This is a genomic window from Desulfothermus okinawensis JCM 13304 (assembly GCF_054654515.1).
The window spans coordinates 21,579-35,758 of the sequence record NZ_BAAIEW010000014.1 but is presented as its reverse complement, the minus strand read 5'-3'; the positions used below and the strand labels follow the sequence as shown (position 1 = coordinate 35,758).

11 protein-coding genes are annotated in these 14,180 nt (G+C 37.6%); 3 read left to right on the top strand and 8 right to left on the bottom strand.

The genetic code is table 11. The features are described 5' to 3' along the window. Positions 1-165 precede the first annotated feature (165 nt). Genes ACYQ0O_RS06935 through gmhA form a run of 5 tightly spaced genes read right to left on the bottom strand, consistent with a single transcriptional unit; the run spans position 166 to position 4,906 of the window. A complete protein-coding gene (locus ACYQ0O_RS06935) occupies positions 166-1,569 on the bottom strand; it encodes a M16 family metallopeptidase (protein ID WP_459891711.1) in 1,404 nt (467 codons plus the stop codon). 10 nt (positions 1,570-1,579) lie between these two features. Beyond that, the gene (locus ACYQ0O_RS06930; protein ID WP_459891710.1) at positions 1,580-3,088 is read right to left on the bottom strand and encodes a M16 family metallopeptidase; all 1,509 of its coding nucleotides are present in this window, start codon (positions 3,086-3,088) and stop codon (positions 1,580-1,582) included. After that, positions 3,085-4,026: a hydroxymethylbilane synthase gene (hemC, locus tag ACYQ0O_RS06925; RefSeq protein WP_459891709.1), complete on the bottom strand. Its 942-nt coding sequence runs from the start codon at positions 4,024-4,026 to the stop codon at positions 3,085-3,087. Before hemC ends, ACYQ0O_RS06930 begins: the two co-directional genes overlap by 4 nt. 19 nt (positions 4,027-4,045) lie before the next feature. Beyond that, positions 4,046-4,279, bottom strand: a complete 234-nt coding sequence (locus ACYQ0O_RS06920; RefSeq protein ID WP_459891708.1) for an FmdB family zinc ribbon protein — start codon at positions 4,277-4,279, stop codon at positions 4,046-4,048. 18 nt (positions 4,280-4,297) lie between these two features. Next, entirely contained in the window at positions 4,298-4,906 is a 609-nt protein-coding gene (gene gmhA / locus ACYQ0O_RS06915) for a D-sedoheptulose 7-phosphate isomerase (RefSeq protein ID WP_459891707.1), read from the bottom strand. A gap of 180 nt (positions 4,907-5,086) precedes the next feature. Between gmhA and eno the strand changes: the two genes are divergently transcribed. After that, the gene (gene eno / locus ACYQ0O_RS06910; RefSeq protein ID WP_459891706.1) at positions 5,087-6,361 is read left to right on the top strand and encodes a phosphopyruvate hydratase; all 1,275 of its coding nucleotides are present in this window, start codon (positions 5,087-5,089) and stop codon (positions 6,359-6,361) included. A 48-nt stretch (positions 6,362-6,409) separates the two neighbouring features. Here the strand turns inward: eno and ACYQ0O_RS06905 are convergent, their stop codons facing one another. Then, positions 6,410-7,192 (bottom strand): type III pantothenate kinase, encoded by a 783-nt coding sequence (locus ACYQ0O_RS06905; protein WP_459891705.1) that lies wholly within the window; start codon positions 7,190-7,192, stop codon positions 6,410-6,412. Between the two features lie 124 nt (positions 7,193-7,316). Here ACYQ0O_RS06905 and ACYQ0O_RS06900 point away from each other — a divergent pair, with 124 nt between their 5' ends. Further along, positions 7,317-8,360 carry a hypothetical protein gene (locus ACYQ0O_RS06900; protein ID WP_459891704.1) on the top strand — a complete coding sequence of 348 codons (1,044 nt, stop codon included), beginning with the start codon at positions 7,317-7,319 and terminating at the stop codon, positions 8,358-8,360. Positions 8,361-8,455: 95 nt separating this feature from the next. Here ACYQ0O_RS06900 and ACYQ0O_RS06895 read toward each other — a convergent pair whose 3' ends face one another. Together ACYQ0O_RS06895 and acs are read right to left on the bottom strand one after the other, a co-directional pair. Then, complete coding sequence (locus tag ACYQ0O_RS06895) at positions 8,456-9,037, bottom strand: acetate uptake transporter (protein ID WP_459891703.1); 582 nt, start codon at positions 9,035-9,037, stop codon at positions 8,456-8,458. Positions 9,038-9,210: 173 nt separating this feature from the next. Further along, the gene (gene acs / locus ACYQ0O_RS06890; RefSeq protein ID WP_459891702.1) at positions 9,211-11,232 is read right to left on the bottom strand and encodes an acetate--CoA ligase; all 2,022 of its coding nucleotides are present in this window, start codon (positions 11,230-11,232) and stop codon (positions 9,211-9,213) included. Positions 11,233-11,479: 247 nt separating this feature from the next. On the opposite strand from acs, the gene ACYQ0O_RS06885 reads away from it, so the two are divergent. Further along, the gene (locus ACYQ0O_RS06885) at positions 11,480-14,176 is read left to right on the top strand and encodes a bifunctional acetate--CoA ligase family protein/GNAT family N-acetyltransferase (protein WP_459891701.1); all 2,697 of its coding nucleotides are present in this window, start codon (positions 11,480-11,482) and stop codon (positions 14,174-14,176) included. The last annotated feature ends 4 nt before the right edge of the window (positions 14,177-14,180 follow it).

The window sequence follows — 14,180 nt, the reverse complement described above, 5'->3', positions numbered from 1 at the left end:
ACCCTCCTTATTTAATTAAGCAACATTGAACCAATTTTGCTATTTATACTACATAAACTGTCCTGATTTTACAAGACAAATCTAATACCAATTGATTAAAAGCAACAAAAAATTTAACTTTTTTACCAAAAAATAAAAACCAATTCACCTGTGTTTTTGGCAACCTTATTCAAGCACCCAATCCTTCCATTTTCCCAATTTATCCAGGTCATTTATAAGAACATGTTTGTCTCCAACCACTAAGATATCTAGATCCTTTATGCACAAATACTTTTTTGCTACTCTATTTACATCTTCCACTTTCACTGCCTTTATATCATTAATCAATTTTTTAAAGGAATCTGGTTCCATGTCTCTTATTTCATAATAAAGCCTTCTATCCATTATTTTTTTGGGAGAGTCATATCTAAAAACCAGAGAATTTAAAAATTGTTCTTTTGCGTCAACTACTTCTTTTTTAGTTACACCACGGGCTTTTATCTTTTCAAGCTGATCAATTACTGCACCTATAGCTTTGGCAACAGAACTATTTTTTGTCTTAAGGGCTACAAAAAAGAGTCCTGGATAATATCTCTCTCCTCCAAAATGTCCATATACGCTATAAGCAAGCCCCATTTTAGTCCTTATGTTCTCAAATAGTCTGCCAGAAAAACCCCCACTCAAAATCATATTCATGACCTGAAGGGCTGCGAAATCTGGATTTAGACGATAAGTTCCCAGATGACCTAAGATTATAAAAGCCTGATTTGACCCTGGTTTATCAATAATATATCTTTGGTGAACCTCTGGCTTAATTTGTGGAAAATTAAATTTAATATCTTTGCCCCTTTTAAATACTGCAAACAAGTCGTTTAGTTTTTCCTCCATATTATTTTTGTCAAAATCTCCTACAACTCCCACGAGCATATTGGATCCTGCAAATAGTTTTTTATAAAACTTCTCCACATCTTTGAGGGTTATTTTTTTCACACTATCTTTAGTTGGAAGACGGCCCCACACTGAATCCCTTCCATATATAATCCTTTTAAACTCCCTCATGCCAACTTCTTCTTGTCTGTCATTTCTCCTGGAAATTATTGTTAAGAGTCTCATCTTTGCTAACTCTAGTTTGTCCTGTGTAAATATTGGATTTGATAAACTCTCAAGAATAACTGGAATAACCGTATCAAAATCCTTTTTTAATAAATCAATCTCCACCACACCATTTAAGAAATCAAAGTCAATGTCATATTCAACAGCCCTATCTTCTAAAAAGACATCAAGTTTTTCCCCTGGATACTCTTTTGTTCCACCCATCCTGAGCATTTGTGCAAGGATAAATTCAAGACCTTCTTTTCCTTTTGGCACCGAATATTTCCCACCTTTTATAAAAATAGTACACTTAATGATGGGTAGTTCATGATCTTCTATCAAAAAGAGCTTTACTCCATTTTTGGCAAGGTAAGAGGAAATTTTGTAATTTGGCCATGAGATATTCTTTTTAAACTTTAGTTCACTATATCTTTTAGGGCCTGAAAACCCACAACCCATAAGACTTAAAACCATTACCATTAATATTGCCCTCTTCATATATAACGCCCTATTTTTGTTTTTTTGAATTAATTAACCTTGCCTCAACCATATTACCTGATACAAAATATTTTTCTATTACACCTGTGATATCCTTTGAGCTCACAGATTTTAGTGCTTCAAGATCTGAAAATAGCCTATTGTAGTCACCATACATAGACTGGGCATATGCAAGTTCTTTTGCCATCCCAAGATTGGATTCCATTTCCCTGAGTAAATTTGCTTCATCTATTGTGTAAGCCCTATTAAGTTCTTCCCTGCTCACTCCATTCTTTAAAATATCTTCAAGTTCCATATCTATTGCCCTGGACAATTTATCAAGACTTACCCCGTGATTTGGTATAGCAAATATACCGAAAAGGCATGGATATCTCTCTCCTGGAAATCCATAAAATGCAGAAATAGATAGTGCCAATTTTTTTTCCAATACAAGGTGGGCATAGAGCCTTGAACTCCTGCCTGCGGATAAAATCTCTTCTAAAAGCTCCAATGCAAGATAATCCCTACTCCCATATCCTGGCACGTGGTAACCCCTAATATACATGGGCTGTGCATCTGCATACAAAACAACCTCTTTTTTTCCTTCCTGTTTAGGCTCCTTTGTCCAAACATAGGGTGGATCAGGTCTTTTTTTAATTTCTCCAAAATAGATATTGGCCATTTTTTTTATTTCATCTAAATCCACATCTCCCACTATTGCTATTGTTATATTCTGTGGCACATAAAATTTCTTATGGAATTTTTCCACATCTTTAATGGTAGTGTGAATAATATCTGAATCCCACCCTATAGTAGGATGTCCATAGGGATGGGCGCTAAATGCAACTGATCTAAATGCCTCTATGAGCTTTCCCATTGGAGATGTATCAACTCTCATGCGCCTTTCTTCCCTGATTACCTCTTTTTCTGTATAAAATTCCCTAAATACTGGATTTTTCAGTCTGTCAGATTCAAGGAAAAACCATAATTCTACTTTATTTGCTGGAAGCGAACAGTAATAAATTGTATAGTCAGTAGATGTACCTGCATTTAGGTCTTCTCCACCGTTTTTCTCTATTATCTTTGAAAATTCATTGTGTTTTACTAAAGAATTTGCATCCCTGAGAAACTTTTTAAACTTATCTTCAAAAACACCACATTTATTTTTATCTCCATTCAGATCTTTACACTTTATATATTTTACATATGCTTCATCTAATTTTTTTAATAAAACTTTTTCCCTCTCATAATCTTTGGTACCAATATCTTTAGTTCCTTTAAATGCCATATGCTCAAAAATATGGGCAATACCAGTGTGTCCTGTTTCTTCATCAACACTACCTACCTTTACAAATGTAACAAAACTTACCACTGGAGAAGTTTTTCTCTCCATTACAACAAATGTCATCCCATTTGAAAGCTTAAAAGAATGAATCTTTTCCCTTAATTTATCCATTGAAACAACCGCCTCTCCCCTTGTAGTGACATTAAAAGCTAAAATCCATACCATTACAAATATTGCAAAAAAATGCTTTCTCATATATCTATAACCCCTTGATCATAAATTTCCTGTAAAATCTCCTGACCTCCATTATTAAGAATATACCTACCCAGATCAATCCCAACCTTTACTGGATCTGAGATGCTTCCTTTTTTCTCACCATATACAAACCTTTTTCCGTCTATATCAGAAACAAATCCTCTTAGATACACCATATTATCTTCTATCTGGGCATAACCACCAATTGGAACCTGACATCCACCTTGAAGCTCATCTAAAAAACCCCTTTCAGCCATCACACATATCTTGGTCTCACTGTCATTTAAAAAGGATATTGTGTCTAAAACATCCTTACGATCCTTCTTGTATTCTATGCCCAGGGCTCCCTGACCAACAGCTGGGTAAAAATCAGGCGGAGTTAGCACTTCCATATACTTACACCATATATTAAGTCGTTTTAGACCAGCTATTGCAATAATTATTGCATCATACATCCCTTGTTTTAACTTCCTTACCCTTGTATCTAAATTTCCCCTGAGCATACGAACTTCTAAATCAGGACGTATTTTTTTTACCTGTGCCTGTCTCCTCAAACTACTGGTTCCAATTATTGCCCCCTTGGGAAGGGAGCCAATGTCCCTATACTTTTCTGATAAAAAGGCGTCAAAGGGCTCTTCCCTCCTTGGAATTATGTCTACCTCTAGCCCCTCTGGCAAGATAGATGGTACGTCTTTCATTGAATGTACAGCTATATCAGCATCATCTCCAAGTAATGTTTCTTCTATTTCTTTTACAAAGAGACCTTTTCCACCTATCTTGGCAAGTGGAACATCTAGTATTTTATCTCCAGAAGTCTTAACAATCTTATACTCCACTTTTATATTGGAATACTTCTTTTCTATTAATCCACCAATATAATGGGCCTGCCAAAGAGCTAATTTGCTTCCCCTTGTTGCGATACGTATTCTATGAATCATTTTTGTCTTCCAATCCTTTTTAACCACCACATGTTGAACAATTCCCACCAGAACAACCAGAACAAGAAGAACTAGTACTGGAAGAAAGATTATCTAAAGAAGCACCACCAGCAACTTTTGCCCTACATGTAGACATCAATTTTTTTGTATTTCCGCTGCTACATTTTGGACATTTTACATTTGCATCATTTTTTAATACAAGTTCTTCAAATTTATTATTACAATCTAAACAAACATACTCATAAATTGGCATGATGTACCTCCTTTTAAATTATGAATAGATATCTATTTTATGCACTTCTTCAAACAAAAATACATCTACTAACTCGCATATTAAGTGTATTGCACTTATATGGATTTCTTGAATTATAGGAGTATAATCACTTGGTACTACCAATGCATAGTCACACCTATCTACAAACCTGATTCCTTTTGCTCCAGTTAGTCCTATAGTTTGAATATTCTTTTCCTTTGCTGCATCTATGGCATTTAATATATTTTTGCTCCTACCAGATGTACTAATGACTACAAGGACATCTCCCTCTACTCCAAGGCCTTTTACCTGTCTACTGAATACATCTCTAAAGCTATAATCATTACTAATACAAGTAAGGATAGAGCTATCAGTTGTCAATGCAATGGCAGGAAGTGGTGGCCGCTCAATCTTGAATCTGCCAACAAATTCAGCTGCCATGTGCTGAGCATCAGAAGCGCTCCCCCCATTTCCACAAATTAACACCTTTCCGCCTTTAACTAGACTTGCGGCTATTGTACCAGCTATATCTATTATCAGCCTGGCATTTTCTTCAAAAAAAGATGTCCTTAGCCTTGCTCCCTCGGTTGCGTGAAAATTTATTATCTCAAGTTCCCTTTGAAACATAAAATGCCCCTTTAATTACACCTAAGTTCAAGGGCAATTTGTATAGGGTTTCCATTTAGGTGTCAAACCCATTGCCCTAAAAAAATTACACAAAAAAACTGGAAAAACAAAGCGTTTTAGTTTAAAAAAATAGTTTGTCTTTGGTGATATTTTTTAAAACTGCAAAAATGGGGGTGTATTATGGTAGATAAGATAAAATCAATAAAGGGGATGGAAATTCTAGACTCAAGGGGAAATCCAACTGTTAGGGTTTTTGTTGAATTGGAATCTGGGATAAAGGCATCTGCCTCAGTTCCATCAGGAGCAAGTACAGGAGAAAATGAGGCATTGGAGCTTAGGGATGGTGATCCAAAAAGATACCTTGGAAAAGGGGTCTTAAAGGCAGTTTCAAATGTAAATGACAAGATTGCACCTAAGTTAATTGGGCTTGATCCCACAAATCAACTGGGAATAGATAAAATAATGTTAGAATTAGACGGTACAGAAAATAAGTCCAATTTGGGTGCAAATGCAATATTGGGAGTTTCCATGGCAGTATGCAGGGCAGCAGCGATGTCATGTGGACTTCCCCTATACAAATACATTGGTGGAACTACTTCAAGGAGAATACCTGTTCCATGTATGAACATCTTAAATGGTGGTGCCCACGCAGACAACAGTGTTGACATACAGGAATTTATGGCAGTCCCTGTAGGTGCCCCTACTTTTGCCGAAGGACTGAGGTATGTATCTGAAACTTTTCACATACTGAAAAAAATCTTAAAAGAAAAAGGTCTTGCTACATCAGTTGGCGACGAAGGAGGATTTGCTCCAAACTTAAAGAGCAATGAGGAAGCCCTTGACTTAATCATCCAGGCAATTGAAAAGGCAGGATACAAACCTGGTGAACACATCGCTATTGCCCTTGATTCTGCTGCCTCTTCATTTGCAACCCACAGGGTTGGAGAATATGATTTAAAGTGGTCTGGTGGAGGCAAAAAGACAAGTGATGAAATAATTGAAATGGCCAAAGAGTGGATATCTAAGTATCCCATTGTACTGTGGGAAGATCCACTATCTGAAGAAGATTGGAATGGTTTTAGAAAATTTACCAAGGAATTTGGGGATAAGATAGAAGTGGTGGGTGACGATATCTTTGTGACAAACACAAAGTACATTAAACGGGGAATTGAAGAAGGAACTGCCAATTCAGCACTTATTAAGCTAAATCAAATAGGAACAGTTACTGAAACTATTGAGGCAATAAGGATGTGCAGAGACGCTGGATGGAGGTATTTTATATCCCATAGATCAGGTGAAACCGAAGATGATTTTCTTGCAGATTTTTCTGTTGCAATGGATGGCGGACACCTAAAGACTGGTTCGGCTTGTAGAAGTGAGAGGATTGCAAAATACAATCGTCTCCTTGAAATAGAGTTAGAGCTGGGTACCAATGCTGAATATTACTGGAAATAAAAGTTGAAATGGGCGTAATCCTGCTTTGAGGATTACGCCAAAAAAATTTTATACAATTTTCTTAGAAGCCAAAAGAAGCCCTTTTAAGAGTAAATCTGGTCTTATCTCATTAATGGATTTACAGACATCTTTAATTTTAGGAGCAAATCCGCCAGTTGCAACAATAGTTATCTCCCCTGATAAAAAATTTCTGAGTTCCATGCAAAGACCATCTACCATTGCAGCAAAACCAAATATAAATCCATGGGTCATACTTGTTACTGTGGAATTACCAATTAACATTTTGCCATCTTCCACATCCAGGCTAATCTTGGGGAGTTTTGCGGTCTTTTGGCTAAGGGCCTGTAGTGAAGACAAAATTCCAGGACATATGAGCCCACCTAAATAGATATTATCTTGCACACATTCTAGGGTGGTAGCAGTCCCAAAATCTATTACAATTAGTCCTGGTGTTGAAAATAGCTCCCTTGCAGCAAAGGCAGTTACAAGTCTGTCTGATCCAACTTCGTATGGGTTTGCATACCTGTTTATAAGTGGAAGTGAGAGGTCTTCTGGAACAAAGACAACATCACACAGGGAATACTTATTTCCAGCTTCCCTGATTATCCCATTTAATGGGGGAACCACTGAGGACACCATCCACAGGTCTATTTCAGATATCTGGACCTTAAGGTGTCTGGTCAGTGCAAATATCTTAAATCCAAAGGTATCAGAAGTCTCTTTTAAAGTGGTGGGCAGCACATAAGTGGAAACAATTTCATTGCCAATGGCAAGCCCTATCTTGGTACTTGTATTTCCAACGTCAATTAACAAAATCTTTTTTTCTTCCATAATGCCCCCTAAAAAAGAACTAACTTGCTATTACCCAATGTTTTAAGTAAATTCAAATATAACTTTTGTGGCCAAGGTAGGCATTAAATTTAAAAACTTCAAGGTAGAAATAAAGGAGCCTTGCATGATAAAATTTAAAAAATACAATGAAACTGTAGAATTTCACAGCCCTAAAAAAAATTTTGAAAAGATTAAAATAAATTTAGAGGTTAGAGAAGATCCCTTAACTGGATATAGGTCTATTATAAATGAATATCTGGTCAACAAAAGGGGACTCCTCTATCCAGACACAGACTATGAATATTTAAATAAAATAGGTGAAAAGAGTAAAAAATTTTGTTTTATGTGTGATGGAAACCTCGAGAAAATGACTCCTTATTATCCAGAAGAGTTTTTTGGGGAAGGAAGGCTTAAATACAAAGACGCTGTGTTGTTCCCAAATTTATATCCCTTATCCAAATTTCACGCAGTTGTTAGGCTCACCAGTGAACATTTCAAAAAATTAGGGGAAATAGATTCCACTATGATATTTAATGGCCTAAAATTGGCCTTTAAATTTCTAAAAAAGTCATTTGAACTTGATAAAAAATATAAATACCCAACAATAAATGCCAATTTCATGTTTCCATCAGGGGCAAGTGCGACCCATCCCCATTTTCAAATTATGAACTTCTTTGTCCCCTCCACCTACCATCAATTGCTTTTGGACAGGTCCAGAGAATATTTTGAAAAAAATAGTTCATGCTATTTTCTTGACCTGGTTAAAACTGAAAAAGAATTGGGGCAGAGGTATATTGGAGACAAAGGCAATAGTATCTGGATTTCAGCCTATTCGCCAATGGGAAGAAATGAAATCCAGGTAATCTGGCCCAAAAAAGAAAATTTCTCCCAGTTTACTGATAACGATATAAAAGATTTAAGTAATGGACTTGAGAAGGTGTTTTCATATTTTCACTCAAAAAAGATATCCACCTATAATTTCTCCATATTAAGCGGACCATTAAATGAAAGTGCACCCTATTATAGGTGTGTAATGAAGATAGTTAACAGACAAAATGTAGTGAAGCATCACAGGACCGACGACTATTTCTTACAGAAGATACTTAAAAACGAACTGTCTGAGATTACACCTGAAGATTTAGCAAAAGAGATTAGAGAGGTCTTTTGAATAGAAATGGCGCTAATCTCAATCTCTACTTCTCCCCCTCCCTTTTAATATGAGATTAGCGCCGTAGTTTTAAATATTATTTTTTTATGTTATGTTTATTTGATCCAGGGTTTTCCAACAGGTAAATTAATACCAACATCTGCAAAAATTATATGTGCCATTAGGTACCATGCCAAAGATGCACACAAAAGTAAGTCCCAGGCGGCAAATGTTCCCATGGCCTTGCTGCCAGCAAGTTCTTTTAAATCCAATCCAATAAATCCAATGAGTAATGTCAAAAATAACAGTGCTAGAACTGTATGGTGTTTCATAGATGCTATAAACAAAATTGCTGTGTAAATAGTCCATACCACAAGAAAATACCCCAGTCCTTTCCCAGTCAATTTAAGGACAGGATAGGCCTTAACCAATTCTGGATTTGTACCCATGATTACAAAAAAGCATAACGCTATCCAAAATGCGCCATATGAAACAAAGGCACTAAACCCAAAATTATTTCCCATTTTAAACTCAAAATACCCAGCAATCATTTGAGCTGCACCACCATAAAATAGCCCTAACCATAGAACAGGCGTTATTCCAACCCATCCAAGATTGTGACATTGCAATATAAAGGTGGTCATTGCAAATCCACCTAAACCCACTGCTGCTGGATTCCCTAATTTTACTTCACTCATCTTCCCCCTCCTTAAATTTTTTATTTAAATCATCTTGGCCTTATCTTAAATCAAAGCCAAACCTCTTCCCTCTAATTCATCTCTCCCCATTTTTCTTATTCTACTTTTTCATCTTGTGGAAAGGCAGCTAATATGCCGCCTTTCCTTTATTCCTTTATTTTATTTGTAATTATCTATCCCTGAACCATCTTCCTGATTTCCTCAACTACTTGAGGATTAGAAAGGGTGGTAATATCACCAAGATCTTCTTTCTTATTGGATATTGCAGCCAAAATCCTGCGCATAATCTTTCCAGACCTTGTCTTTGGCATATCAGGAACAATGAATACAGCAGATGGTTTTGCTATCTTACCAACAATATCAGATACAGCATCTGTAATTTTCTTGGCTATTTCATCAGACGGATCAAATCCAGGTTTTAGCGATACATACAGATGTGGAACTGTTCCCTTAATCTCGTCGTATACTGCCACCACAGCTGCCTCTGCCACTTCTTCAACTGTGAGTGCAGCAGACTCAATCTCCTTGGTTCCAAGCCTGTGACCTGCAACATTAATAACATCATCCACCCTACCTAATATCCGCACATATCCATCAGCAGCAATCACTGCAGCATCACCAGCCATATATGGCCAATCTCTCCAATCCTTGGATTCTGGATTTTTGCAGTACTTTGCATAATAGGTATCCACAAACCTCTGCCTGTTCTTCCAGATGGTCTGCATGAGACCTGGCCATGGATTTTTAATACAGATATTTCCTGCCCTTCCAGATCCTGGGGGTATCTCATTTCCCTCGTCATCTAAAATCACTGGATGAATGCCTGGTACCCCTGGTCCTGCACTTCCTGGTTTCATTGGTTTTAGTGCTGGTACAGTGGAGCACAAGAACCCTCCAGTTTCTGTCTGCCACCATGTGTCCACAATCACTGCCTTTTGTTTACCAACCACATTGTAGTACCATCTCCATACCTCTGGCTCAATGGGTTCACCCACTGTGGTCATATGTTTAAAAGAATGATTATACTTAAGTGGCAGGTCTCCTCCAGCCTTCCTAAGTGCCCTGATGGCTGTTGGAGATGTATGGAATATATTGATTCCAAGTTCTTCTGAGACCCTCCAGGGCCTACCTGCATCTGGATAAGTAGGTGTTCCTTCAAATATTACTGTTGATGCAGCAAGGGCCAGTGGACCATAGACAATAAAGGAGTGTCCAGTAATCCATCCAATATCTGCCATACACCAGTAAACATCTTCTGGGTGAATGTCTTGGATTACCTTTGACATCCAGGTAACATAGGCAAGATATCCTCCAATTGAATGCTGAGCCCCTTTTGGCTTTCCTGTGGAACCACTTGTGTACATCAAAAATAGGATGCCATCTGCTGGCATGGAAACTGGTTCAACTTCCTTGTGGTAGTAGTCTTTTAGCACATCGTTCATTATGTAGTCTCTTCCCTCCACCAAGGGAGTTTTAGCAGAATACTTGCCTGGATATCTTTGCCAAATTAGAACCTTCTTTACCTTTTGTCCCTGTTCTTCAGCAGTTTTTACTGCCTCATCTGCCTTTTGTTTATGGTCAAGCAAATTACCTGCCCTGTAATAAGAGTCCATTGTAATCAAAACTTCACTTTCAGAATCAACTATCCTCTCACCACAGGCCTTGCCACTAAACCCAGCAAACACCTGGGAGTGTATCACCCCAAGCCTGGCACATGCGAGCATGGTAATGGGAAGCTCAGGTGTCATTGGAAGGTGTAGTGTGACTCTGTCCCCTGCCTTTAAGCCACAAAAATCCCTAAGTAATGCAGCAACCTCATTTACCCTTCTCCACAATTCTTGATACGTGATCTTCAGGATGCGTTCTTCTTCTGGTTCACCAACAAAATAGATTGCCACCTTGTTTCTGTATTTGGCAAGGTGTCTGTCAACACAATTGTAACAAGCATTTATTCTACCTCCAACAAACCACTTCCAGCAAGGCGCATCAGAGGTATCCAGAGTTGTATGCCAATATTTATCCCAGTCCAGCAACTCTGCCATTTCCCTAAAACACTCAGGAAAATTGTCTAAACTAAAGCGATCATAAACTGAGCTGTCTGTACAATTTGCTTGACCAATAAAGTCAGGTGAAGGATAGTAATATTCTTCTTCTTGCCATCTTGCCTCATAATGCTTTACTTCTTGTTCTCCCATCTCTCCCCTCCTGTTTTAAAAGTTAATAAACAAGGTTTACTCATTCTAGTATGGTTATTTTATGCAACAATACGTTTTTTTTGTCAATCCCTTTTTTGTTTTTTTTAAAACTTCAGTTGATTTTTTTTTCTTTTAAAGTAAGAATCTCTATTAACGGATTTTTTAATATTATAATTACCTCAAAATAAAACTAAAGGAATGTTCTAGGATTTATCTAGGGATTCTTTATTAAAAAGGGGATATAAAAATGAGCCTAAAAGACCTGGATTATCTATTTAGACCCAAGGCTGTTGCAGTAATAGGGGCATCAAACAGGCCTAAGAGTATTGGTAGCGTGGTAATGAAGAATTTACTGAACGGTGGATTTGCAGGTCCAATACTTCCTGTTAACCCTAAATACAAAGCTATTGCTGGGGTTTTAGCGTATTCCAACCTCACCACTCTTCCCATTACTCTAGATCTAGCAATAATTTGTACTCCACCAAACACCATACCTGCTTATTTAAGGCAGCTAGGGGAAATTGGAGGCAAAACTGCTTTAATTATGAGTACAGATCTATACAAATATCACGAAAAAGGAAGACCCTTAGATAAATTATGCCTAGAGATAGCAAAGAAATATTCCATGAGGATATTGGGCCCAAATTGTTTGGGGATGATGATTCCTCGGATTGGATTAAATGCAAGTTTTGGTGTAACTACAGTACCTCCAGGACAAATAGCCTTTATTTCACAGTCTGATTCACTTGGTATGGCTGTATTAGATTGGGCTCATTCAAAAAATATAGGCTTTTCAACATTTCTTTCATTAGGGGATTCCCTTGATATAAATTTTGATGAAATAATAGATTATCTTGCAGGAGATCCTTATACTGCATCCATTTTACTCTACATTGAAGAGATAAAAAACCCCAGAAAATTCATATCTGCAGCCAGATCAGCATCTAGGAACAAACCTTTGATGGTTATAAAAGGTGGTCCTATGAACGAGGATGACTCAAATATAATACTCTATAATGGAATGGAAGTTGATATTGAACTCATCTATAATGCACTTTTTAGAAGGTCTGGGATGTTAAGGGTATCTGAAATAGCAGAACTCTTTAATGCAGTGGAAACCCTTGCCAGATCCAAGCCACTTAGAGGAGATAAATTGGCCATTTTAAGTAATGGAGGCGGACCTGCCATGATGGCCAAAAACCTGCTCATAAGTCAGGGGGGAAATCTCTCCAAACTGGAAAAACAAACAGTGGAACAACTAAAACAGGAGATTGGAGATACCTTTTTTGGAGAAAATCCCATAAGAATTATTGATCATGCCCCAAGTGAAATATATTCAAAAACACTTGAAATAATTTTAAAGGACAAAAATGTAGATGCAGTAATGGTAATCCATGTACCTTCTGCATTTGCATCCTCCAGAGATATTGCAGGTGCTATAGTCAACACCATAGGGCAGAGTAGAAAAAATATATTCACCGTTTGGCTGGGGGAAAATGCCCCTAAAGAAGCAAGAAGAATCTTTGCAATATCAGGTATTCCAACCTATGAGACACCAGATGAAGCAGTTAGGATCTTCATGGATCTGGTAAAATTTAAACGCAATCAGGATCTACTCATGGAAACACCTGATTCTGTGCCTAAGGAGTTCACGCCAAATCCAGAACCAGCAAAAATAATCGTTAAAAACGCCTTAAAGGAAAAAAGAGAGACCTTAACTCTGCCCGAGTTAAAGGAAGTTCTGTCCCTGTATTCAATAAAAATGCCTGAAACAAGGCTAGTTGAGTGTTTAGAAGATGTTTGCTTGATTGCAAGGGAAATAGGCTATCCCCTGTGTGTAAAAATCTCATCTCCAGACATCCAAAATCCACAAGAAATAGGCGCAGTGGCCTGGGACATTGAAAAGGAAGATGACTTAAAAAAGGCATCAGAAGCAATACTCACACGCACAATAAAATGCTGTCCAGAGGCCAAGATAGATGGATTTATTGTGCAAAAGATGTTTAGAAAACCTGATACATTTGAGCTATTTGCCGGGGTATATGATCATGAAGTTTTTGGGCCAGTTATCATATTTGGACAGGGTGGATATAATATTAATGTCAACAGGGACCTGGCTGCAGGATTCCCTCCCCTTAACATGACCCTTGCAAAGGAAGTTCTTACACACACCAAGATATATACAATGATAAAACAGGCCGCCAACCAGGGCAATGTGGATTTAGATGCAATTAGGCTTACACTTGTTCAACTGTCCCAGCTAACAATCGATATACCACAATTAAAAGAGATCTCCATAAACCCCCTAATTGCAGATTCCACTGGGGTCTATGCACTGGATGCAAGTGCAAGGATCTCTGAAACAAACATAACAGGTGCAGCAAGACTTGTCATCAGACCATATCCAGAGTATTTAGAGGAATTTATATCACTCCCCTCAGGCCTTAATGTCCACATAAGGCCAATTAGACCTGAAGATGAAGAAAAACACAAAAGATTTATGGATAAACTCTCAGAATATGATATAAGGATGAGATTTTTCGCATTTGTGCACGAGTTTACCCATTCACAACTGGCCCACTTAACCCAAATAGACTATGACAGGGAAATGGCCTTTATTGCCATTAATTTAACAGAAGGTGAAGACAAAGGGGAGACCATAGGTGAGGTTCGTGCATATTTTGATCCTGACAATACCACTGCTGAGTTTGCCATAGTGGTTAGAACTGATTTAAAATTAAAGGGACTTGGCACTATCCTCTTGGATAAAATGATCAGATACTGCAAGATGAGGGGAACAAAGATTCTCATGGCCTATACCTTAAGAGACAATAAGGCCATGCAGGCACTTGCCAAAAAACTTGGATTTAAAATCAAGTCAGATCCAAATGACCCAGAGACTATAATCTTGACACTGGATATTGAGAGGTTACCAGCGGAATAATTAA

Bases quoted from the DNA above. Each gene is read 5' to 3' on its own strand.
- ACYQ0O_RS06935 (WP_459891711.1), bottom strand. From the start codon at position 1,569: ATGAAGAGGGCAATATTAATGGTAATGGTTTTAAGTCTTATGGGTTGT.
- ACYQ0O_RS06930 (WP_459891710.1), bottom strand. From the start codon at position 3,088: ATGAGAAAGCATTTTTTTGCAATATTTGTAATGGTATGGATTTTAGCT.
- hemC (WP_459891709.1), bottom strand. From the start codon at position 4,026: ATGATTCATAGAATACGTATCGCAACAAGGGGAAGCAAATTAGCTCTT.
- ACYQ0O_RS06920 (WP_459891708.1), bottom strand. From the start codon at position 4,279: ATGCCAATTTATGAGTATGTTTGTTTAGATTGTAATAATAAATTTGAA.
- gmhA (WP_459891707.1), bottom strand. From the start codon at position 4,906: ATGTTTCAAAGGGAACTTGAGATAATAAATTTTCACGCAACCGAGGGA.
- eno (WP_459891706.1), top strand. From the start codon at position 5,087: ATGGTAGATAAGATAAAATCAATAAAGGGGATGGAAATTCTAGACTCA.
- ACYQ0O_RS06905 (WP_459891705.1), bottom strand. From the start codon at position 7,192: ATGGAAGAAAAAAAGATTTTGTTAATTGACGTTGGAAATACAAGTACC.
- ACYQ0O_RS06900 (WP_459891704.1), top strand. From the start codon at position 7,317: ATGATAAAATTTAAAAAATACAATGAAACTGTAGAATTTCACAGCCCT.
- ACYQ0O_RS06895 (WP_459891703.1), bottom strand. From the start codon at position 9,037: ATGAGTGAAGTAAAATTAGGGAATCCAGCAGCAGTGGGTTTAGGTGGA.
- acs (WP_459891702.1), bottom strand. From the start codon at position 11,232: ATGGGAGAACAAGAAGTAAAGCATTATGAGGCAAGATGGCAAGAAGAA.
- ACYQ0O_RS06885 (WP_459891701.1), top strand. From the start codon at position 11,480: ATGAGCCTAAAAGACCTGGATTATCTATTTAGACCCAAGGCTGTTGCA.